We start from the raw sequence: 22,300 nt of genomic DNA on the forward strand, positions 1-22,300 counted from the left end.
CCGTCCCCGCCGGCGCCGGCGACGGCGCCTTCTCCGCCTTCACCGCCGGCGCTGCCCGCGGTGGTGGCGTTGGCCCCGGCGATGCCGACGCCGCCGGCACTGCCGGCGCCCCCGTTCCCGCCGTCACCGCCCTGACCGAACAACAACCCGCCGCTGCCGCCGTTGCCGCCGGCCGCGCCGGCGTTAGAGGCGACGACGGCGTTGCCGATCAGTCCGGCGTTGCCGCCGTTACCGATGGCCACACCGGGCGTGGTGGAGCTGTAGCCGGCGCCACCGTCGCCGAAGAGGATCCCGCCGGCGCCGCCGTTGGGGTCAGTTTCCGTGCCGGGCGCACCGTTGCCGATCAGATCGACGTGAAACAACGCCGAGGTGGGGAAGTTGATCACACTGTCGACCGCTGATCCGATGGAGCTGCTCATCCAGGCTCGACCCAGGTTGTAAAACTCCAGATAGATGGCCTGGACCACGGTGTTGGCCAGACTGGAGTCGGCGGCCGCCACGGCGCCCGCATCGATGGGCGCGGCCGGCACCGCCAGATCAGCGACCCGATCGGAGGGCACAGACGGCAGCATGGCAGCGGCCAGGCTATCGGCCGGCGTACTCAGCGCGCCCACCGATGCACCCGCGGAGCCCGGCAAATCCGCGACCGAGTCGAGGGCATTCGTGATCGGCCCGATGACGAGGTCGACGATGTCGGCCTTGGCCGGCGCCGCGATGACCGCCGGTCCCAGTTGCGCGGCCAGCACCGCGGCGGCAGCCACACCCAGGTCGAGCACACCGTAGTGGGCACGCGTCCCGCCCTGGCCCGATGTGCGCCGCCGCCTGCCCGAATGCTGAGCCATCCTCGGCCTCTCCGAGAGTCAGATTTCCCCGACAGCGTTAAGGTAGCCGGTGCGGTGCTCCCTACGCGGCGAAACCGGCACCAGTCTGCGGCCAGGGCATCCGGGCCGTGCTCACGGCGCTGTGGACTCAGCCTGCCTGCGACGTGGCCACCGCACAATGAAACCCCGGCCGATCCCGCGGTTTCCGGCAAGGAGGTCTGATGAACCATCCGGTGTTCGACCGATTGACCGAGGAGCAGCTGCGCCGGCGCAAGACCATCAAGTGGAACCACTTCGGACCCGATGTGCTGGCGCTGTGGATCGCGGAGATGGATTTCCCGACCGCGCCGGCGGTGCTCGACGCGATTCGCGGGTGCGTCGACAACGAGGAGTTCGGTTATCCGCCGTTCGGCGAGGCCGACCTGCCCCAGGCGACCGCGCAGTGGTGCGAACTGCGCTACGGCTGGCCCGCGCGACCCGAGTGGGTCCACGTGGTTCCCGACGTGCTCAAGGGCATGGAGGCGGTCGTCAATTTCCTTACCCGACCGGAGAGCCCGGTCGTGTTGCCCGTGCCCGCCTACATGCCGTTCTTCGACGTGCTGCGGGTCACCGGCCGGCAGCGAGTGGAAATCCCTACTCCACAAGACGCTTCGGGACGCTACGTGCTCGATCTGGACGCACTCGACGCGGCGTTCGCCGGCGGCGCCGGATCGCTGATTTTGTGCAATCCCAACAACCCGCTGGGCACCGCATACACCCATGACGAGCTCCGCGCCATCGTGGACATCGCCGCCGCTCACCAGGCGCGGGTGATCGCCGACGAGATCCATGCACCACTGGTCTATGGACGGCCCCAGGTAGCGGCGGCGTCGGTGTCCGATACGGCGGCCGAGACGGTGGTCACCCTGCTCTCGGCGTCGAAAGGGTGGAATCTGCCCGGACTGATGTGCGCTCAGGTGGTGCTGTCCAATTCCCGCGACAACGACGAGTGGCACCGGGTCAACATGCTGCACAAGATGGGTGCATCCACCGTCGGGATCCGCGCCAACATCGCCGCATACCGCCACGGCGGACCGTGGCTGGACGAACTGCTGGTCTACCTGCGGGCAAACCGCGATCACCTGGTCCGGGCGCTGCCCGAAGCCGCACCCGGCGTGAAAGTCAACACCCCGGAGGCAACCTACATGTCGTGGGTGGACTTCCGGGCGTTGAACCTGCCGAGCGAACCCGCGGAGTATTTGTTGTCGAAGGCGAAGGTGGCGTTGAGTCCAGGGCTCCCGTTCGGCCCCACGGTGAGCTCCGGGTTTGCCCGGCTGAATTTCGCGACCCCGCGAGCGATCCTGGACCGAGCGATCGAGGCGATCGCCGCCGCGTTGCCGGCCTGACCTGCCGGCGCGCGCGGCGACCGAGCTCAACCCGCTACCGTGACTGGATGCCTTGCGTGTTCTGCGCCATCGTCGCGAAAGAGTCGCCGGCCATCCGCGTCTACGAAGACGACGACTACCTGGCCATCCTCGACATCCGTCCGTTCACCCGCGGCCACACGCTGGTGCTGCCCAAGCGTCACACGGTCGACCTGACCGACACCCCGCCGGAGACGTTGACCGGAATGATGGTGATCGGACAGCGGATCGCTCAAGCGGTCCGCACGACCGAGCTGGCCGACGGCACCAACATCGCCGTCAACGACGGTCGCGCCGCCTTCCAGACGGTGTTCCACATCCACCTGCACGTGCTGCCGCGGCGTAACGGAGACAAACTCTCGGTCGCCAAGGGACTCCTGCTGCGCCGTGACCCGGACCGGGAGGTCACCGGACAGATCCTGCGCGACGCCCTGGCCCAACTGGACGCCCGGCGCTCAGACTGAGGCAGACTGACGGCATGGATGTCTCCGGCTGGGTCGAACAGCACATCGGCGTGCCGCTGCTGCGCCTGCACGACACCATTTATCGGCGCAGCAACGGCCGGATCGGGCACCGCATCCCCGGCGTGCCGCCCAGCCTGCTGCTGCACACGATCGGCGCCAAGACCGGTAAGCCGCGCACCACGACACTGACCTACGCCCGCGACGGCGACGCGTACCTCGTCGTGGCCTCCAAGGGCGGCGATCCGCGCGCGCCGGGCTGGTATCACAACCTCAAGGCCAACCCGGACGTCGAGATCAACGTCGGGACGCGAAGATTCCCGGTGACGGCGCACCCCGTGACGCCCGGTGAGCCCGACTATGCCCGGCTGTGGCGAATCGTCAACGACAACAACGCCAACCGCTACGAGGGCTACCAACGCCGAACCTCGCGGCCGATCCCGGTGATCGTGTTGACACCGCGCGGCTAGAACAGTTCCTTGGCCAGCAGCTCGAGCGTGGCCTCGCGGGCCGGCGCGGTGGCCGGGTCGGCGCCGCGGTGCGCCGACGCGACCGGGTGGACCATCACCTCGTCGACCCCGAACCGCGCGGCCAGCGAGCGCAACTGTTCGGCGGCCTCGGCCGGTGTGCCGACGACCGCACGGTCCAGGCCGGCCGAGACGATCTGCTGCTGTTGCGGTGTCAGCTCGGCACTGCGCGCGTCCTCGACCAGAGGTAACGGGCCGAGCGGTGCGCCGGTCCGCAGGCGCGCCATCGTCTGAAGGTTGGGCAGCATCAACGCCGTTGCCTCTGCGCGTGTTTCGGCCACCACCGCGTTCACTGTCAGAAACGTCTCCGGTGCGGCCGCCAGCTCGCCGGGCACGAACTGCGCGCGGTAGACGGCCAGCGCCTCCTCGGTTCCCTTGCCGGAGAAGTGGTGGGCGAACACGTAGGGAAGCCCCTTGATCGCCGCCAGGCGCGCCGAGTACAACGACGACCCCAGCAACCACAGCTGTGGCACACTGGCGGCGACCGGCGTCGCTTTGAGCAGGTAGTCCCCGTCGCGCAAGGGCACCCGCGCACCGCGCGGACTCATCAGCGCCATCACGTCGTCGAGATACCGGGGAAAGCGCTCGAGGTCGCGGTCGTCGCGGCCGGCCCCTGCGCGCAAGACCAGCGAGGTCACCGGATCCGAACCGGGTGCTCTGCCGATGCCGAGGTCGATGCGGCCCGGCGCGGCCGCCTCCAGCAGCGCGAACTGCTCAGCTACCGCCAACGGCGCGTGATTGGGCAGCATCACCCCGCCCGACCCCAGCCGCAGCCGTGAGGTTTGCGCAGCGAGGTAGGCGATCAGCACCGGGGGGCTGGTCGCGCCCACCGCGGGCATGTTGTGGTGTTCGGCGACCCAGTACCGGGTGAATCCCAGTCGGTCGGCAGTCTGCGCCAACCGCACCGACGCCGCCAGCGCGTCGGCGGTGGTCTGGTCGGCGCGGACCGGCACCAGGTCCAAAACGGACAGCCGCATGTCGCTGGCAACGCCGCCGCTCACCGGGATAGTCCCGCAGTCACCGCGGCCCGGCCGAAGATGTCGTCGAGCATCGCCGGGGTCAGCTTGCCGGTGAAGGTGTTCTGCTGGCTGGGGTGATAGCAGCCCAGCAGCACCACGTCGCCGTGCGCAGCACGCAAAGTCGCGGCGGCGCCGTGCCCGAACCTGGGTTGCGGCCGACCGACCTGGCCGGCCCCGCTGCGCACCATTTCCAGCGCCGAACGCCAGGCGAAGCCGCCCAGGGCGACGATCACCCGCACGTCGTGGCCGGTCAGCCGCCACTCCGCGGCCAGCCACGGCGCGCAGGTCCGGCGTTCTGCCGGCGTCGGCGCGTTGCCCGGCGGTGCGCAGCGTACGGCCGCGAGCATCCGGGTGCCGTTGAGTGTCAGGCCGTCGGCGGCGTCCACGCTGATCGGCGAGCTCGCCAGACCGGCCCGGTACAAAGCGGCGTAGAGCACGTCACCGGAGCGGTCACCGGTGAAAATCCGCCCGGTGCGGTTGCCGCCGTGCGCCGCCGGTGCCAGCCCGACAACCAGCAGGCGCGGGCGCTCGGCTCCCCACCCCGGCACCGGTCTGCCCCAATACGGCTGATCGGCGAACGACCGCCGTTTGGTCTGCGCGGCCCGTTCGCGCCACTCGACCAGGCGCGGGCAGGCCCGGCACACCGACACCGCCGCGTCGAGTTGTCCGGTCGTCTCGGCGGCCGCGGCCAGGGCCGCGACCTGCGCGGGTGTCGACGCCGCCGCGGTGGCGGCTGTCGCGGGATCACCGGGCCAACCGGTGCCCGGCGGCACCGGAGAATCGAACAACGCTCCGGTGCGGGGGTGGGAGAGGCGCACCGGTCCACTGTGCACGATCGGGCCGCTCCCGGCGCGGCGGCACCATCACCGACGTCACCGTAGGATCGGCGTCGTGGGCGCGGATGCGTTGGCCGATCTGATCGCCGAGCTGCCGGCCGGCATGGTGGTCACCGATCCGGCGGTGACCGAGGGCTACCGCCAGGATCGTGCTCTCGACCCGGGCGCGGGCAAGCCGCTGGCGGTGGTGCGGCCGCGCCGTACCGAAGACGTGCAGGCCGTGCTGCGCTGGGCCAGCGAGCATCGGGTGCCGGTGGTGACCCGCGGCGCCGGCAGCGGCCTGTCCGGCGGAGCCACCGCAGTCGACAACGGCATCGTGTTGTCCACGGAGAAGATGCGCGACATCGTCGTGGACCCGGTCACCCGCACCGCGGTGTGTCAACCCGGCCTGTTCAACGCCGAGGTGAAAAAAATTGTCGCCGGCTACGGGCTGTGGTATCCGCCGGACCCGTCGTCGTACGAGATCTGCAGCATCGGGGGCAACATCGCCACCAACGCCGGCGGACTGTGCTGCGTGAAATACGGCGTCACCACCGACTACGTGCTGGGGGTGCAGGTGGTGCTGGCCGACGGCACCGCGGTCCGGCTGGGCGGCCCGAGACTCAAGGATGTTGCCGGGCTTTCGCTGACCAAGCTGTTCGTCGGCAGCGAGGGCACCCTCGGAGTGATCACCGAGGTGACGCTGCGGTTGATTCCACCGCAGCATCCGTCGTGCACGGTGGTCGCCAATTTCGCCTCGGTGGAGGCCGCCGCCGAAGCGGTGCTGGCCGTGAGCGCACGCATCCGCCCGGCGATGCTGGAGTTCATGGATTCGGTGGCGATCAATGCGGTCGAAGACAAGTTGCGGATGGGGCTGGACCGCGGGGCGGCCGCGATGTTGGTGGCCGCCTCCGACGAGCGGGGGCGTGCCGGCCACGAGGATGCCGAGTTGATGGCTGCGGTGTTCACCGAACACGGGGCGACCGAAGTGTTCTCGACCGATGATCCGGACGAGGGTGAAGCGTTCGTCGCCGCCCGCCGGTTCGCGATCCCGGCGGTGGAGGCCAAGGGCCCGCTGCTGCTCGAGGACGTCGGGGTGCCGCTGCCGGCGCTGGCCGACCTGGTTGGCGGCGTGGCCCGCATCGCCGACGAGCACGAGCTGATGATCTCGGTGATCGCGCACGCCGGCGACGGCAACACCCATCCGCTGATCGTGTACGACCCGGCCGATCCCGTGATGAGCCGGCGAGCCGAGTCAGCCTACGGCCAGATCATGGAGCTGGCGCTGCGCCTCGGCGGCACGATCACCGGCGAGCACGGTGTCGGCCGGCTGAAGCGGCCCTGGCTGGCCGACTACCTGGGCCCCGAGGCGATGGTGTTGAACCGGCGCATCAAGGACGCGTTGGATCCCTTGGGCATCCTGAACCCCGGTGCGGGCATCTGAACGCCGCGACGAGCGCGTTGACACCGACGGGTGCAGTGTCGTACCCATAAGACGTGGCAGTCGGCTTGCCTCACACCCGGGGTTTTCAGCTCGCCACCGCCGAAACCTGGCCCAACCCGTGGCCGATGTATCGCGCCCTGCGCGACCACGACCCGGTCCATCATGTGGTGCCCGCGGGCAGACCCCACGACGACTACTACGTGCTGTCCCGCCATGCCGACGTCTGGGCAGCGGCACGCGATCACGAGACGTTCTCCTCCGCGCAGGGCCTCACAGTCAATTACGGGGAGCTCGAACTCATCGGGCTGCACGACAACCCGCCGATGGTGATGCAGGATCCGCCGGCGCACACCGAGTTCCGCAAGCTGGTGGCGCGCGGTTTCACGCCGCGGCAGGTCGAAGCGGTCGAGCCGCAGGTGCGCCGGTTCGTCGTGGAACGCGTCGAGCGCCTGCGCGCTGCCGGCGGCGGCGACATCGTCGCCGAGCTGTTCAAACCCCTGCCGTCGATGGTGGTCGCGCATTACCTGGGTGTTCCGGAGGCAGACCGCAGCCAGTTCGACGGCTGGACGCAGGCCATCGTGGCGGCCAACGCCGCTGACGGCGGCATCGCCACCGCAGGCGATGCGGTGGAGTCGATGATGGCCTACTTCACCGGACTGATCGAGCGGCGTCGCCGCGAGCCGGCGGACGACACCATCACGCATCTGGTGGCTGCCGGGGTCGGCGCCGACGGCGATCTCGCCGGCACCCTGTCGGTGCTGGCGTTCACCTTCACGATGGTCACCGGCGGCAATGACACGACCACCGGGATGCTGGGCGGCGCGGTGCAGCTGCTGCACCAGCGGCCCGATCAGCGGAAGCTGCTCATCGATCACCCCGAACTGATCCCCGGCGCGGTCGACGAACTGCTGCGGCTGACTTCCCCGGTGCAGGGTCTGGCGCGCACGACCACCCGCGAGGTGACGATTCACCACACCACCGTGCCGGCCGGCCGCAAGGTGCTGCTGCTCTACGGGTCAGCCAACCGTGACGAGCGCCAATACGGGCCCGACGCCGGTGAACTCGACGTGCGGCGCTGCCCGCGCAACATCTTGACGTTCGGCCACGGCGCTCACCACTGCCTGGGTGCCGCAGCGGCCCGCATGCAATCGCGAGTCGCGTTAACCGAATTGTTGTCCCGCTGTCCGGATTTCGAAGTCGAAGAGTCCGCAATCGTGTGGTCCGGCGGCAGTTATGTGCGGCGCCCGCTGTCGGTTCCGTTCCGGATCATTTCCTGATGGCCGGCAAGGGTTGGCTTTCGGCGCGGCGGGCGCGACGCTGTAACGGTACTTCGAGAATCGCGAGGCGCTGCGGACCGCCGTTGTGCACCGCGAGACCCATCACCACCGCACTGCGGCTGGTCCGTGAAAGCCCCGCGCTGGGATCGTGGTTCGCTGCCACTCTGCGACCGCTCGGCGCCGAGCTGGCGGAGCGGTCCGACATCGTCACGGCGCGTTCGTCAGCGCCGGACCCGAGTGAACCGGTGCAGCAGCCACGCCGGGGGGATGGTGATGGCCAACGTGACGACGAACAGGTTGGGCATCGAGCCGGTATAGATCGGGTACCGCACCAGCTCGACCATCGCGATCTCCATCGCCACCAGGTGGATCAGGAAGATCTCGTAGGAAATCTCGCCCAGCCACACCAGCGGCCGGCTGGCCAGCAGCCGCGCGTACCAGCCGCGATCACCGAGCGCCAGCGGCGCCACTGCCAGCGCGGCGATTGCCGCGTAGAAGCCGGCTTTCACCAGCGCCTCAACCAGCCCCGTAGGTGACGTCGTGGGTGCGCCCGCAATTGGGGTGGAGACGATGGCATAGCTGATCACCGCAAGCGAGACGGCAACAAAACCGTAGCAGCGCACACCCATCGACTGCAGCACTGCCAGCGCCATGCCGGCGATGAACCAGGCGAGATAGGTCGGCAGCCACAGCCGGGCGGCCTCGGGCAGCCAGTTTGTGGCGTGCACCAACACCAACCAGGTCGGGGTGATCAAGGCCAGCGCGGCCAGCCCGGCCAGCAGCCGCCCCGGCTGCCAGCGCCGCTTGCACACCGGCACCACCAACACGTAGGCCAGCAGCGGCAACACGGCGTAGAAGGCGACCTCCACGGAAAGGCTCCACATCTGGGTAAGCCCCTGGTGCAGATATGACCCGAGGTAGTTGTCGGTGTAGATCTGCGTCAGTGTCAGATTGCGAACCATCCCCGTCCAGGTGTGGCCAGGGTTCGGTCCGGCCGCGCGGAACTGGTAGATGAGGTAGGCCGCCAACACAGTGACGACGTAGGCCGGCATGATGCGACGCACCCGGTGCCGGGCATAGCGGCGCACCGAAGGCGCCGGGGTCCGGCAGACGAGCGAGCGCACCCACGGACGGAACAGCAAGAAGCCGGAGAGCACAAAAAAGATCGGCACGCCGATCTCCATCCGCGAACAGACCAGGCCGAAATAGCCATGGGTGTATTTGCCGGTGGTGTAGGCCGCGTGGGTCCCCACCACCAGCAGCGCGGCAACCGCGCGGATACCCGTCAACGAGGCGACGCGGTCCGGCCCGGCGACCTCCTCGAGTCGGCCCTGGACCGCCGCGCCGCTCGACAGGGTCATCCGGCGCGTTTCCGGCGCGATTTGCCGCCACCGCGTCCGTCGGCGCGCGGCTCGGGCCTCAGGTTGATCAGCACGCCCGAAATACGAGTTCGCTCAAGGGCCTTCAGGGTGGCACGCGGCAAGGTGGCGGGCAATTCCACGAGTGAGAAGTCCGGGCCGATCGTGATGTGGCCGAAATCACTGCGGTGCAGGCCACCCTCGTTGGCGATGGCACCGACAATCGCCGCGGGGCCGACCCGGTGGCGCTTGCCCACCGCGATGCGGTAGGTGGCGAACGCTTCCTTGGATGTGCGGGCAGCTTTCGCAGGACGATCCCGCCGCGCTTTCGGCTGTCGCTCGGGCGGCGGCTCGGGTGCCATGAGGAATGCTTCGCCGTCGCGGGACTGCAACGCCAGCGCAGCGGCGATGTCAGCCATCGGGACGTCGTGCTCGCGCTCGTAGTCCTCGACCAGGCCGCGGAACAATTCGATTCCCGGCGCGCTCAGCGCGTCGGTGATCGAATCGGCGAACTTCGCCACCCGCTGCGCATTGACATCGTCGACACTGGGTAGTTGTGACTCGGTGAGCTTTTGGCGCGTGGCTTTCTCGATCGATGTGAGCAGGTGGCGTTCCCGCGGTGAGACGAACAGCAACGCCGTCCCGGACCGTCCGGCCCGGCCGGTTCGGCCGATCCGGTGCACATAGGACTCCGGATCCTGCGGGATGTCGTAGTTCACCACGTGCGAGATCCGGTCCACATCCAGCCCACGGGCGGCCACGTCGGTGGCGACGAGGATATCGATGCCACCATCCCGCAGGGCGGCTATGGTCCTTTCGCGCTGGCTCTGCGGAATATCACCGTTGATGGCGGCCGCGGAAAACCCTCGGGCGCGAAGTTTTTCGGCAACCTCCTCGGTGGCCTGCTTGGTACGGACGAACACGATCATCGCCTCGAATGGCTCGACTTCGAGTATCCGGGTCAGCGCGTCCATCTTGCGCGAGCCCGAGACCTGGATGTAGCGCTGTGAGATGTTCTCGGCCGTAGCTGTTTTCGTGTCGATGGTAATTTCGAGCGGGTCATGCAGGTATTTGTTGGTCAGCTTGCGGATCGCGGGCGGCATGGTGGCCGAGAACAGAGCGACCTGTTTGTATTCCGGCGTCTCGGACAGGATACGTTCGACGTCGTCGGCGAAACCCATGTTGAGCATTTCGTCGGCCTCGTCGAGCACCAGGTAATCGATCCGGGACAGATCCAAAGTCCGCCGCTCAAGGTGGTCGATGACGCGCCCGGGCGTGCCGACGACGACCTGGGCGCCGCGTTTGAGCCCGGCGAGTTGCACACTGTAGGACGATCCGCCGTAGATCGGCAGGACGGTGAGTTGCGGCAGGTGGGCCCCGTAGCGACTGATCGCCTCGGCGACCTGGAGCGCGAGTTCGCGCGTCGGAGCCAGTACCAGCGCCTGTGTGGCGTTGCTGCCGGTGTCGATCTTGGACAGGATCGGGATCGCGAACGCGGCGGTCTTGCCGGTGCCGGTCTGGGCCAGGCCTACTACGTCGGATCCCGCCATGAGCGCCGGGATCGTCGCCGCCTGGATGGCCGACGGGGACTCGTAGCCCGCATCGGCAATCGCCTGCAGCACCGCCGGGTGAATCTGCAGGTCGGCGAAGGTCGTCGCAGCGGTGTCGAGGGGAGCCATTGGATAGCAAGTCTATCGGTGAGCCGGCCCGGACCGGCCGCGCCTGCCGCACTCGGCGCTACGGTGCCGGTACGGTGCAGCGGTGTGTGGAGGCGAAGCTGCGATGTCCGGCGGTTGACGACACTGGCCTGCGTCGGGCTGGTTTCCGCGATGCTCACCGGCTGCGGTTCGGGCGACTCCATCGCGGCGAAAACGCCTCAGCCCACCACCCACCCGAGCGCTGCGCCTCCCGCCCCGGCACCTCCGGCGTCGACCGCGTCGCCGACCAGCGACGCCGCCGCTCCCGCCGACCCCTGTGCGGTCAGTCTTGCCGCGCCCGCGATCGCCAGGGCGGTTTCCGAGCTGCCCCGTGATCCGCGCAGCCGGCAGTCCTGGAACCCGGAGCCGCTCGCCGGCAACTACAGCGAGTGTGCCCAGCTGTCGGCGGTGATCGTCAAGGCCAACACCAACGCTGCGCACCCCAGCACCAGGGCCGTCCTGTTCCATCTGGGCAAATACATTCCACAGGGCGTGCCCGACACGTTCGGGTTCACCGGCATCGACACGTCACAGTGCACCGGCGACACGGTCGCACTGACCTATCCCAGCGGTATCGCCGGCGTGACCGGCGTGGTGAAGTTGCGCTGGAACGGCAACGGCGTCGAGCTGATCGGCAACACCGCTCGTTAGCCGTCGCGAGCCGCCCGCCTCACGCGCTCTTAGGCATCCGGCGACCAATGCCGCCCGGAATCGTCGGAATCGGCTCGGTGATGCTCTCGGTAATGCTTAGGACGCGGGGGCGAATCGGTGACTTGGCGACCAGTCGGCTCCGCCTCCTCGACCGGAAAGCCGCCGGGAAAGCCGCCGGGAAAGCCGCCGGGAAAGCCGCCGGGAAAGCCATTGTGCGCGAGTCCGACCGATTCGCTGCTCCAGACCCCGGCAGCAGCTACCGGCGGCGGCTGCTCGGCGGGAGCGCTCGACGGTTCGGTGGCCGCACCGGCTCGGGCCTCGAGGGGTTGGGGGATCGGCGCGGGGGGGCTTGACAGCATGTACTCGACGTAGTCGTCGTCGTCCTCATATTCGGGGTCGTACTTGGGGTCGTGTCCGGGTTCGTACCCGGCGACATCGGCGTCCGAATGCGGTCGCGCTGACCCGTCGGCCCCGGTTGAGGCGGCGGAGCCGACGAGAAACACCGCGGCGATGACCCCGAACAGCGCGACGAATGCCGGCAGCAGCATCGATTGAGACATCGCGGCCGAAAACGGTTCGTGTAGGACCCTCGGCAACACCACGACCGCACCATGGCCGTGCGGGGAACGGCCACCCAGGGGCGCCGCAGGCATCTCGGCGGTGATTCGCGAGGTCATGAACGCCGCCATGCCGGCGCTGCCCAGCACGGCGCCGACCTGTCGGGTGGCGTTGTACACCCCGGAACTGGCCCCGGCCAGCTGCGGCGGCAGGTTACGGGTCGCAGTGGCGGCCAGCGGCGACCAGATGAACGCGTTTCCCACGCCCAGGGCGACGAAGGGCAACACCAGCCGCACGATCGCCGTGGTCGGCGTCATCTCGATCGAGAGCCAGGTCAGGGCGATCGCCAACACGGAGAAGCCGAAACCGACCACCGGGCGCGGGTGCGACCGGTCGACCACCCGCCCGACGATCGGTGCAAGTACGGCGCCGACAATCGCCGTCGGAGCGGTCAGCAGCGCCGCGCGGGTCGGCGACAACCCGCACACCGCCTGCGCGTAGAACATCAGCGGCAGCACCATCGCGGTCGATACGAATCCGATGACCGCCACCCCGAGGCTGGACAGGCTGAAATCGCGGTCCCGGAAAAGATCCAGCGGAATCAGTGGCTCGCGGGTGTTGACCGACTGCCAGTAGACAAACACCGTCACAAACCCGAAGCCGGCCACGAGCACGGCCCAGATCCACGGCGCCCAGCCGCCGGACTGGCCCTGCTGCAACGCGAAGACGACGAGGAACATTCCGATTCCGGACAACACGACGCCGATCAGGTCGAACCGGTGACTGTGGGTGGGGAGCGCCGGGATCAACCAGGCCGCCAGCGCCAGCCCGACAACCCCGATCGGGACGTTGACGAAAAAGATCCACGCCCAGCCCAGCGCGTCGACGAGTATCCCGCCGACCAGGGGACCCACCAGGGTGGCGGCGCCGGCGGTGGCACCCCACACACTCATAGCCACGCCGCGGCGCTGCGGCGGGAAGACACGGGTGATCATCGACAGGGTCTGCGGGGTCAGCACCGCGGCGCCGATCCCCTGAACCACCCGGGCAGCGATCAACATGCCGATGCTGCCCGAGAGCCCGCACCACAGCGAGGCGGCCGTGAACACCGCCAGACCGGCCAGGTAGAGGTTCTTGGGGCCGTAGCGGTCACCGAGCCGGCCCGCGACCAGCAACGGCACCGCGTAGGCAAGCAGGTACGCGCTGGTCACCCAGATCACCGAATCGTATCCGGTGCCGAGCCGCACCATGATGCTGGGATTGGCGACCGCGACGATGGTGGCATCGAGCAGGATCATGAAGAAGCCGATCATCATCACCCACAGCGCGCCCCATGGATGTACCCCGCCGGTGCGGCCCGTCACCATCGTCATACCGCTGCGATCTCCCTGGCATTCGGTTTCAGGTGGCGCAGCCATGGAGGGCATATCCATGGCCGCCTCCCAGACACCCCGGCCCGTCGCCGACTCCGGGATACCCACCGACTACCCACCAACGTCGATCGCTAGTCCATCGATCATCCGTCCGGTTCGGTCTGCCGTGGTCAACGGTGCCCGGCTGCTGCGCCCGCATGGCCACAGGGGTGCCCGGTCCGGATTATTCCGCGCTGATCACCGGCCGCCCCACCCGGCCCGCTGTTGTGGTGCGCCGGCGCTAGCCTGGAGTAGTTCCATGCAGGGTACGGAGGCAGTCATGAGCACCCGACGGAGCGGGTCGACGGCAGATCCGCTGTCCCCGGCCGGCGAGGCGAAGCCGAAAGCAACCGTGCGGGCGTTGGCCCGCGTCATCGAGCACAGCTCTCGGGTTCAGGCACCGGCGGCACAGTCCTACGTCGACCGGCTACGCCGCGCGAACCCCGACGCCGCCCCGGCCGTCGTCGTCTCGAAGTTGGAGCGGCGTTATCTGGCGGCGGTGACCGCGGGCGGCGCGGCGGTCGGTTCGACAGCAACGCTGCCCGGGATCGGCACACTGGGCGCCCTGTCGGCGTTCGCCGGGGAAACCCTGGTGTTTTTGGAGGCCACGGCGTTCTTCGCGCTGGCGCTGGCCGCGGTGTACGGCATTCCCACCGACCACCGTGAACGCCGCCGGGCACTGGTATTGGCCATGCTCGTCGGCGACGACAGCAAGCGCGCCATCGCCGAGCTGATCGGACCCGGCCGCACCAGCGGCGCCTGGTTGTCCGAGGGGCTGGCGTCACTGCCGATGCCGGCGTTGTCGCGGCTGAATTCGCGGTGGCTCGCCTACGCGGGCAAGCGCTACACGCTGGGGCGGGGCGCCCTGCTGTGCGCCAAGTTGATGCCGGTCGGTGTGGGCGCGGTGATCGGCGCCACCGGCAACCGGCTGGTGGGCAAGATGATCGTCGGCAATGCCCGCGCGGCGTTCGGCACACCCCCAATACGCTGGCCGGTAACCCTGCGGTTGCTGCCGCCGGTGCGCGACACCGGCTAGCCAGGGGCGCCGGCCCCGCTGTCTCTGCCGCTTCGTCGGCGAAGGGTTAGCCTTGACAGGGCGAAAAACAACGGGAGACACCCTGCAGACGGCCAGGCGCCCGTTGCGCGCTTGCAGACAGACAGGCAGACAGACAGAGGAATCGAGGCGAACAGCTGCCGTGAGCAGTACGAGTTCACCATTCGGGCAGAACGAATGGCTGGTCGAGGAGATGTACCGCAAGTTCCGCGACGACCCCTCCTCGGTGGATCCCAGTTGGCACGAATTTTTAGTCGACTACAACCCGGAGTCCACGAGCCAATCCCGGCCCGCGGCCGACGCTCACCCGACCGGTGCGCCCCGCGCCGAAGCGCAGACCGCGGCGCCGGCGCTGGGCGAAGGCGACGAGGCTCAGGTGCTGCGGGGCGCTGCTTTCGCCGTGGTCAAGAACATGTCGATGTCGCTGGAGGTGCCCACCGCGACCAGTGTCCGGGCGATCCCGGCCAAGCTATTGATCGACAACCGAACGGTCATCAACAACCAACTCCGGCGCACCCGCGGCGGCAAGATCTCGTTCACTCACCTGCTCGGTTACGCCCTGGTTCAGGCGGTCAACTCCTACCCGAACATGAACCGGCACTTCGCCGAGCTCGACGGCAAACCCCATGTCGTCACCCCCGCCCACGTCAATCTCGGACTTGCGATCGACCTGCAGGGCAAGGACGGCAAGCGTTCGTTGGTGGTCGCCGCCATCAAAGGCTGCGAAACCATGCGCTTTGCTCAGTTCGTCGCCGCCTACGAAGACATCGTGCGCCGCGCCCGCGACGGCAAGCTGACCGCGGAAGACTTTGTCGGCGTGACGATTTCGTTAACCAATCCCGGAACCCTCGGCACGGTTCACTCGGTACCGCGGCTGATGGCGGGTCAGGGAGCCATCATTGGTGTCGGCGCGATGGAGTACCCCGCAGAGTTCCAGGGCGCCAGCGAACAACGCATCGCCGAACTCGGTATCGGCAAGCTGGTCACACTGACCTCCACCTACGACCACCGCATCATCCAGGGCGCGGAATCCGGTGAATTCTTGCGCACCATCCACCAGATGGTGCTCTCCGACGAATTCTGGGACGAGATCTTCCGGGAACTGGGCATCCCCTACGAGCCGGTACGCTGGCGCCCCGACAACCCGGACTCGGTCGTCGACAAGAATCCGCGCGTCATCGAGTTGATCGCCGCCTACCGCAACCGTGGGCACCTGATGGCCGACATCGATCCTCTGCGACTGGACAACTCCCGTTTTCGAAGTCACCCGGATCTCGACGTACTCACCCACGGCCTGACGCTGTGGGATCTGGATCGCGAGTTCAAGGTCGACGGCTGCTTCCCGGGTGCGGGCTACCGAAAACTGCGCGACGTGCTCTCGGTGCTGCGCGACGCCTATTGCCGCCACATCGGTGTGGAGTACACCCACATCCTCGAACCCGAGCAGCAACAGTGGCTGCAGCAGCGTGTCGAGGCAAAACACGTGAAACCGACTGTTGCCCAGCAAAAGTACATCTTGTCGAAGCTCAATGCGGCCGAGGCATTCGAAACCTTTCTGCAAACCAAATACGTCGGTCAGAAGCGCTTTTCGTTAGAGGGCGCGGAGACCGTGATCCCGGTGATGGACGCGGTGATCGACCAGTGCGCCGAGCACGGCCTCGATGAGGTCGTCATCGGGATGCCACACCGCGGGCGGCTCAATGTGCTGGCCAATATCGTCGGCAAGCCGTACTCGCAGATCTTCACCGAGTTCGAGGGCAACCTCGACCCATCTCAGACTCACGGATCAGGCGACGTCAAGTACCACCTCGGCGCAACCGGAGTCTACATCCAAATGTTCGGCGACAACGATATTCGAGTTTCGCTGACGGCTAACCCGTCGCACCTGGAGGCCGTCGATCCGGTGCTCGAGGGCCTCGTTAGGGCCAAGCAGGATCTGCTCGACAAGGGCGCCGGCGACGACGGTTTCTCGGTGGTGCCGTTGATGCTGCACGGTGACGCCGCCTTCGCCGGGCAGGGCGTCGTGGCAGAGACGTTGAACATGGCACTGCTCCCCGGTTACCGGGTCGGCGGCACCATTCACATCATCGTCAACAACCAGATCGGCTTCACCACCTCGCCGGAACACTCCAAGTCGAGCGAGTACTGCACCGACGTGGCGAAGATGATCGGGGCACCGATCTTCCACGTCAACGGCGACGATCCGGAGGCCTGCGTGTGGGTGGCCCGGCTGGCCGTCGACTTCCGGCAGCAGTTCAAGAAGGACGTCGTCATCGACATGCTGTGCTACCGCCGTCGCGGTCACAACGAGGGCGACGATCCGTCGATGACCAATCCGTATATGTACGACGTGATCGACACCAAACGCGGCGTCCGCAAGAGTTACACCGAAGCGCTGATCGGCCGCGGCGACATCTCGTTGAAGGAGGCCGAAGACGCGCTGCGCGACTACCAGGGCCAGCTGGAGCGAGTGTTCAACGAAGTCCGCGAGCTGGAAAAGCGCGAGGCACAGCCCAGTGCATCGGTGGAGTCCGCCCAGATGATTCCGGCCGGGCTGGCCACCGCGGTGGACAAGTCGCTGCTGGCCCGGATCGGTGATGCGCATATGGCGCTGCCCGAGGGGTTCACCGTGCATCCGAGAGTGCTGCCGGTACTGGAGAAACGTCGCGAGATGGCCTACGAGGGCAAGATCGACTGGGCGTTCGCCGAGCTGCTGGCACTGGGCTCACTGGTCTCCGAGGGCAAACTGATCCGGCTGTCCGGCCAGGACACCCGTCGCGGTACGTTCTCTCAGCGGCACGCGGTGATCTTCGACCGAGTCACCGGCGCCGAGTTCACTCCCCTGCAACTGCTGGCCACCAATACCGATGGCAGCCCGACCGGTGGAAAGTTCCTGGTCTACGACTCACCGCTGTCCGAATTCGCCGCTGTCGGTTTTGAATACGGCTACACGGTGGGTAATCCGGACGCACTCGTGCTGTGGGAGGCGCAGTTCGGCGACTTCGCCAACGGTGCACAGTCGATCATCGACGAATTCATCAGCTCCGGTGAAGCCAAGTGGGGACAGCTGTCCAATCTGGTGTTGTTGCTGCCGCACGGGCACGAGGGCCAGGGCCCCGACCACACCACCGGCCGCGTCGAACGCTTCCTGCAGTTGTGGGCTGAAGGCTCGATGACGATCGCGATGCCCTCGACGCCGTCGAACTACTTCCATCTGCTGCGCCGGCACGCGCTGGACGGGATCCAGCGACCGCTGATCGTGTTCACGCCGAAGTCGATGCTGCGCAACAAAGCCGCCGTCAGCGACATCCGGGATTTCACCGAGGTCAAGTTCCGTTCGGTGCTCGAAGAGCCCGCCTACGAAGACGGTATCGGAGACCGCGGCACTGTCCGGCGGATCCTGTTGACCAGTGGGAAACTCTATTACGAATTGGCGGCCCGCAAGGCTAAAGACAAGCGCGACGACGTCGCGATTGTCCGCATCGAGCAACTGGCGCCGCTGCCCAAACGCCGACTCGGCGAAACCCTCGACCGATATCCCAATGTCGCGGAGTTCTTCTGGGTACAAGAGGAACCGGCTAACCAGGGTGCCTGGCCTCGGTTCGGCCTGGAGCTGCCAGAGTTGCTGCCGGACAAGCTAACTGGAATCAGGCGAATTTCCCGGCGAGCCATGTCGGCGCCGTCGTCCGGGTCGTCGAGAGTACACGCGGTAGAGCAGCAGGAAATCATCGACTTGGCGTTTCGCGCAACGTAGCGGCGCGCCGGCGACGCCACCCTTCCGACGTCCAGGGACAGTGTCCAGCTGCACGAGCCCGCGTGGCACGGCTACCGCTGCTACCGACTAGCCTCAAGGTCTATGGAAGGTTTTGCTTGGAAAGTTGCGGTGGTTACCGGCGCCGGATCCGGCATCGGCCAAGCGCTGGCTATCGAACTGGCCCGCTCAGGTGCCAAGTTGGCGATCAGCGACGTCGACACCGATGGGCTGGCGCTAACCGAGGAAAGGATCAAGACCATAGGCGCGGCGGTCAAGTCGGACCGTCTCGACGTCACGGAACGGGAGGCCTTCCAGGCCTATGCCGACGAGGTGAACGACTACTTTGGCAGGGTCAATCAGATCTACAACAACGCCGGCATCGCCTTCACCGGCGACATCGAGGTCACGCAGTTCAAGGACATCGAACGGGTCATGGACGTCGACTTCTGGGGCGTCGTGAACGGCACCAAAGCATTTCTGCCGCATCTGATCGCCTCCGGCGACGGACACGTTATCAACATCTCCAGCATCTTCGGGATTTTGTCGATGCCCGGGCAAGCTGCCTACAACGCGGCGAAGTTCGCCGTTCGCGGCTTCACTGAGGCATTGCGTCAGGAAATGATGCTGGCCAAGCATCCGGTGAAGGTGACCACCGTGCACCCCGGCGGCATCAAGACCGCCATCGCCCGCAACATGACGACCGCCGAGGGGGTTGACGCCGACGAGCTGGCCCAATTCTTCGACAGGCGGCTCGCCAGCACCAGCCCACAACGAGCTGCGCAGATCATTCTGGACGCTGTGCGCAAGAACAAGGCCCGCGTGCTGGTCGGCCCCGACGCAAAAGTCCTCGACCTCATCGTACGGCTCACCGGGTCCGGATATCAGCGGCTGCTTTCCACGGTGGCGTCCCGGGTCATGCCCGCCACCCGGTAGACCTCGTCGACCTGCGATCAAGCGTCGTCGCCGGGCTAATGCCCGAGCGGGTGCTCGGCGAGCCACGCGTCGGCCACCGCCTGCGGATCGGCACCGGCCGCCACGTCCCGACGCATGGTGACCAGCGCCGCGGTGTCCAACACACCAGCCACCTCGTTGATGGCCAGCACCTGCCGGTCGGTCAGCTCGTTGCGACGGTACAGCGGCACCGCATTTTCGGCCTGCACCAACGGGGGTTTTCCGTCGACGAGCGTCACGAGGTCGGCGGGAACGTCGGGGGCCGCGGTGCTGGTCCATGCCGCAGTGACCCGACCGGCCCGAAGCGCGGCGAACATCGTTGCGGCGTCGCTGAATTCGTGGACGGGCGGCAATCGGCACCGACTCACCTTCGCGGGTGTCACCGCTCCGGCGGTCGACCCGACGACGAGCCCGTCGCAGTGCTGCGGCAGCTCGCTCAGCTCGTCGCCGCCCCACGCCCTGGCCGTCGAGCGGGTCACTGCCAGCGCCGGTTTGTCCTCGGCGGCGGTGGCGTAGTCACCGGCGGCGATTCCTTCGGGCAGCGCCCCGACCATTGCGCGGTACACCTGCTGATCGGACCGTACCGTGGCCCCCGGCTGGAAGACCTGCAGAATGCGCCCGGTGAAACCGGGCACGACATCGACTTTTCCGGAGTCCAGTTCGGCCAGCGGGTCAGGCACTGACTCCGTGTGCGTCGGAAAACCGTGCGACCGCAATGCCGCTGTGTAGATGGCGCCGAGCAACACCGATTCAGAATCGGGTTGGGAGGCGACCACCAACTCGCCGCGCCGGTGTTCTGAGCTGCCTGTGGGTGTGCACCCGGCCATAACCAGCGCCGCAGCCAGCATCGCCACGGCCCACCTGCCGGCGATCACCGGGTATCTGCAGCGGCTGCCACTGCGGCAGCGACCGCCGGCCCGACCCGCGGGTCCAGCGGGCTCGGGACGATTCGGTCGGGGGCGAGATCCTCGGCGACGACCGAGAAGATCGCTTCCGCCGCAGCAATTTTCATTTTCTCGGTGATCCGCCGGGCTCCGGCATCCAGCGCTCCGCGGAACACCCCGGGAAATGCCAACACGTTGTTGATCTGATTAGGGAAATCGCTGCGGCCGGTGGCGACGACGGCGGCGTGGCGGGCAGCCAGTTCGGGGTGGATCTCCGGGTCGGGGTTCGACAGCGCAAACACGATGCCGTTCGGCGCCATCGACGCGAACAACTCCTCGGGCACCACACCCGCGGAAACCCCCAGAAACATGTCGGCACCCTTGAGCGCCTCAACCATGCCCCCGGACAGACCGTCGGGATTGGTGCGCTGCGCGAGATCGGCTTTGATCGAAGTCAGGTCATCGCGGCCAGGATGCAGGATCCCACGTGAGTCCAGTACCGTGATGTGTGAAATACCTGACTCTATAAGAATTTTGGCGCATGCGACGCCGGCTGCGCCGACGCCGGAAATCACCACACGCAGGGCGGACATGTCACGGCCGAGTACCTTGGTGGCGCCCATCAACGCGGCCAGCACCACGATTGCCGTTCCGTGCTGATCGTCATGCATGACCGGGCAGTCCAGCGCTTCGATGAGGCGTCGTTCGATCTCGAAGCAACGCGGCGCGGAGATGTCCTCCAGGTTGACGGCGCCGAATGTCGGCCGCAGCCGCACCAGTGTCTCGACGATCTCGTCCGGGTCTTTGGTGTCCAACACGATGGGAATCGAGTCGAGATCGGCGAACGCCTTGAACAGCGCGCTTTTGCCCTCCATCACCGGTAGCGCCGCCGCGGCGCCGATATCGCCCAGTCCCAGGACCGCGCTTCCGTCGCTCACCACGGCCACCAGACGGTTTGCCCAGGTATAACGGGCGGCCAGCGTGCGGTCGGCCGCGATCGCCCGACTAACCTGTGCCACACCGGGGGTGTAGGCGATTGACAACGCGCGCTGGGTGTCCAGCGGAGCCCTGAGCTGCACACAGAGCTTGCCGGCGAGGTGAGCAGCAAAGATCTCCTCGTCCGCCAAGACGACGGGTGAACTCGCCGCCGCCGGGTTTCGCACCGGTTCCGGCATGCTTTCGGCCACGCTGTCAGAGTACTGCCGGCTCAGATCAGGCCCAGCGCCTTGACCGCGTCGCGCTCGCCGGCCAGCTCGGCGGCCGATGCGTCGATTCGGGCACGGGAGAAATCGTCGATCTCCAGGCCACGCACGATGCTCCAGTCGCCGCCCTTGGTGGTCACCGGGAAGGAGAAAACCAGGCCCTCCGGCACGCCGTAGGAACCGTCGGACAGCACCGACATCGAGACCCAGTCGCCCTCGGGTGTGCCCAACAGCCAGTCCCGGGCCGCGTCGATGGTCGCCGACGCGGCCGAGCCGGCCGAGGACGCACCACGGGCGTCGATGACCGCCGCTCCGCGCTTGGCGACGGTCGGGATGAAATCGTTCTCGACCCAGGACTGGTCGTCGACGACTTCGGCCGCGTTCTTGCCGCCGATCTCGGCGTGGAACAGGTCGGGGTATTGGGTGTTGGAGTGGTTGCCCCAGACCGTCATCTTCTTGACATCGGTGACCGCGACGCCGGCTTTTTTCGCCAGCTGCGAGACCGCCCGGTTATGGTCGAGCCGGCTCAGCGCGGAGAACCGCTCATCCGGGATATCGGGCGCGTTGGTCATCGCGATCAGCGCATTGGTGTTGGCCGGGTTGCCGGTTATCAGGACACGGACGTCCTCGGCGGCAACCTCGTTGAGGGCTTTGCCCTGCGCGGTGAAGATCGCGCCGTTGGCCTCCAGCAGATCGGCACGCTCCATTCCCGGCCCGCGCGGCCGGGCGCCGACCAACAGTGCCACATTTGCTCCGTCGAAAATCCTATTCGGGTCGGCGCCGATCTCAACGCCGGCCAGCAGCGGAAACGCGCAGTCGTCGAGCTCCATCACCACACCCTCGAGCGCCTTGAGCGCGGGCTCGATTTCGAGCAGACGTAGCTCGACCGGGCGATCGGGGCCGGCCAGCGAGCCACTCGCCAAACGGAACAGCAGGCTGTAACCGATCTGTCCGGCGGCGCCGGTAACAGCGACCTTCAAGGTGCTCACTTCGGGTCTCCTTGCGCTTGTGT

At 67.4% G+C, this 22,300-nt stretch carries 18 protein-coding genes and 1 pseudogene; 10 read left to right on the plus strand and 9 right to left on the minus strand.

Annotated features, from left to right (window positions below; all coding sequences use genetic code 11):
* Positions 1-842: PGRS repeat-containing protein (locus tag F6Q13_RS05625; RefSeq protein ID WP_367141126.1), on the minus strand; the 842-nt coding region annotated here is incomplete at its 3' end.
* Between the two features lie 200 nt (positions 843-1,042).
* Here F6Q13_RS05625 and F6Q13_RS05630 point away from each other — a divergent pair.
* Genes F6Q13_RS05630 through F6Q13_RS05640 form a run of 3 tightly spaced genes read left to right on the plus strand, consistent with a single transcriptional unit; the run spans position 1,043 to position 3,155 of the window.
* Complete coding sequence (locus F6Q13_RS05630; protein WP_293053513.1) at positions 1,043-2,206, plus strand: MalY/PatB family protein; 1,164 nt, start codon at positions 1,043-1,045, stop codon at positions 2,204-2,206.
* Positions 2,207-2,253: 47 nt separating this feature from the next.
* Positions 2,254-2,688: an HIT family protein gene (locus F6Q13_RS05635; protein ID WP_293053516.1), complete on the plus strand. Its 435-nt coding sequence runs from the start codon at positions 2,254-2,256 to the stop codon at positions 2,686-2,688.
* 14 nt (positions 2,689-2,702) lie between these two features.
* A complete protein-coding gene (locus tag F6Q13_RS05640; protein ID WP_293053519.1) occupies positions 2,703-3,155 on the plus strand; it encodes a nitroreductase family deazaflavin-dependent oxidoreductase in 453 nt (150 codons plus the stop codon).
* Here F6Q13_RS05640 and F6Q13_RS05645 read toward each other — a convergent pair.
* Together F6Q13_RS05645 and F6Q13_RS05650 are read right to left on the minus strand one after the other, a co-directional pair.
* Positions 3,152-4,189, minus strand: coding sequence for an LLM class flavin-dependent oxidoreductase (locus F6Q13_RS05645; protein WP_293053752.1), 1,038 nt, complete (start codon positions 4,187-4,189; stop codon positions 3,152-3,154). The two genes, F6Q13_RS05640 and F6Q13_RS05645, sit on opposite strands and share 4 nt — an antisense overlap.
* Positions 4,190-4,209: 20 nt before the next feature.
* The gene (locus F6Q13_RS05650; RefSeq protein WP_293053522.1) at positions 4,210-5,049 is read right to left on the minus strand and encodes a uracil-DNA glycosylase; all 840 of its coding nucleotides are present in this window, start codon (positions 5,047-5,049) and stop codon (positions 4,210-4,212) included.
* A 73-nt stretch (positions 5,050-5,122) separates the two neighbouring features.
* Between F6Q13_RS05650 and F6Q13_RS05655 the strand changes: the two genes are divergently transcribed.
* The 3 genes and pseudogenes from F6Q13_RS05655 to F6Q13_RS05665 all read left to right on the plus strand — a co-directional run.
* A complete protein-coding gene (locus F6Q13_RS05655) occupies positions 5,123-6,490 on the plus strand; it encodes an FAD-linked oxidase C-terminal domain-containing protein (RefSeq protein WP_293053525.1) in 1,368 nt (455 codons plus the stop codon).
* A gap of 125 nt (positions 6,491-6,615) precedes the next feature.
* Positions 6,616-7,767 carry a cytochrome P450 gene (locus tag F6Q13_RS05660; RefSeq protein ID WP_293053755.1) on the plus strand — a complete coding sequence of 384 codons (1,152 nt, stop codon included), beginning with the start codon at positions 6,616-6,618 and terminating at the stop codon, positions 7,765-7,767.
* Positions 7,768-7,783: 16 nt separating this feature from the next.
* Positions 7,784-7,994 (plus strand): annotated as a pseudogene (locus F6Q13_RS05665) (TetR/AcrR family transcriptional regulator); the annotation flags it as partial.
* Here the strand turns inward: F6Q13_RS05665 and F6Q13_RS05670 are convergent.
* Together F6Q13_RS05670 and F6Q13_RS05675 are read right to left on the minus strand one after the other, a co-directional pair.
* On the minus strand, positions 7,989-9,128 hold the full coding sequence (locus F6Q13_RS05670) for an acyltransferase (RefSeq protein ID WP_293053528.1): 1,140 nt from the start codon (positions 9,126-9,128) through the stop codon (positions 7,989-7,991). The pseudogene F6Q13_RS05665 and the gene F6Q13_RS05670 overlap by 6 nt on opposite strands.
* On the minus strand, positions 9,125-10,804 hold the full coding sequence (locus tag F6Q13_RS05675) for a DEAD/DEAH box helicase (protein ID WP_293053531.1): 1,680 nt from the start codon (positions 10,802-10,804) through the stop codon (positions 9,125-9,127). The genes F6Q13_RS05670 and F6Q13_RS05675 overlap by 4 nt, the downstream gene beginning before the upstream one ends.
* A 114-nt stretch (positions 10,805-10,918) precedes the next feature.
* On the opposite strand from F6Q13_RS05675, the gene F6Q13_RS05680 reads away from it, so the two are divergent.
* Complete coding sequence (locus F6Q13_RS05680) at positions 10,919-11,473, plus strand: LppP/LprE family lipoprotein (RefSeq protein WP_293053533.1); 555 nt, start codon at positions 10,919-10,921, stop codon at positions 11,471-11,473.
* 29 nt (positions 11,474-11,502) lie between these two features.
* Here F6Q13_RS05680 and F6Q13_RS05685 read toward each other — a convergent pair whose 3' ends face one another.
* Entirely contained in the window at positions 11,503-13,404 is a 1,902-nt protein-coding gene (locus F6Q13_RS05685) for an MFS transporter (RefSeq protein WP_293053536.1), read from the minus strand.
* A 319-nt stretch (positions 13,405-13,723) separates the two neighbouring features.
* Here F6Q13_RS05685 and F6Q13_RS05690 point away from each other — a divergent pair, with 319 nt between their 5' ends.
* From F6Q13_RS05690 to F6Q13_RS05700, 3 genes are all read left to right on the plus strand, one after another.
* Positions 13,724-14,479 carry a hypothetical protein gene (locus F6Q13_RS05690; protein WP_293053539.1) on the plus strand — a complete coding sequence of 252 codons (756 nt, stop codon included), beginning with the start codon at positions 13,724-13,726 and terminating at the stop codon, positions 14,477-14,479.
* A 160-nt stretch (positions 14,480-14,639) separates the two neighbouring features.
* Entirely contained in the window at positions 14,640-18,251 is a 3,612-nt protein-coding gene (locus tag F6Q13_RS05695) for a multifunctional oxoglutarate decarboxylase/oxoglutarate dehydrogenase thiamine pyrophosphate-binding subunit/dihydrolipoyllysine-residue succinyltransferase subunit (RefSeq protein WP_293053541.1), read from the plus strand.
* A gap of 102 nt (positions 18,252-18,353) precedes the next feature.
* Positions 18,354-19,184: an SDR family oxidoreductase gene (locus F6Q13_RS05700; protein ID WP_293053543.1), complete on the plus strand. Its 831-nt coding sequence runs from the start codon at positions 18,354-18,356 to the stop codon at positions 19,182-19,184.
* A 35-nt stretch (positions 19,185-19,219) separates the two neighbouring features.
* Here F6Q13_RS05700 and F6Q13_RS05705 read toward each other — a convergent pair whose 3' ends face one another.
* From F6Q13_RS05705 to F6Q13_RS05715, 3 genes are read right to left on the minus strand one after another with little or no spacing between them, the layout of a single operon-like run.
* A complete protein-coding gene (locus F6Q13_RS05705) occupies positions 19,220-20,029 on the minus strand; it encodes a glycine betaine ABC transporter substrate-binding protein (protein WP_293053758.1) in 810 nt (269 codons plus the stop codon).
* A 44-nt stretch (positions 20,030-20,073) separates the two neighbouring features.
* On the minus strand, positions 20,074-21,261 hold the full coding sequence (locus tag F6Q13_RS05710; RefSeq protein WP_293053760.1) for an NADP-dependent malic enzyme: 1,188 nt from the start codon (positions 21,259-21,261) through the stop codon (positions 20,074-20,076).
* Positions 21,262-21,293: 32 nt separating this feature from the next.
* Positions 21,294-22,277 carry a malate dehydrogenase gene (locus F6Q13_RS05715; protein WP_293053546.1) on the minus strand — a complete coding sequence of 328 codons (984 nt, stop codon included), beginning with the start codon at positions 22,275-22,277 and terminating at the stop codon, positions 21,294-21,296.
* Positions 22,278-22,300: the final 23 nt, after the last annotated feature.

It is taken from the genome of Mycobacterium sp., assembly GCF_008709575.1.
Classification (GTDB): domain Bacteria; phylum Actinomycetota; class Actinomycetes; order Mycobacteriales; family Mycobacteriaceae; genus Mycobacterium.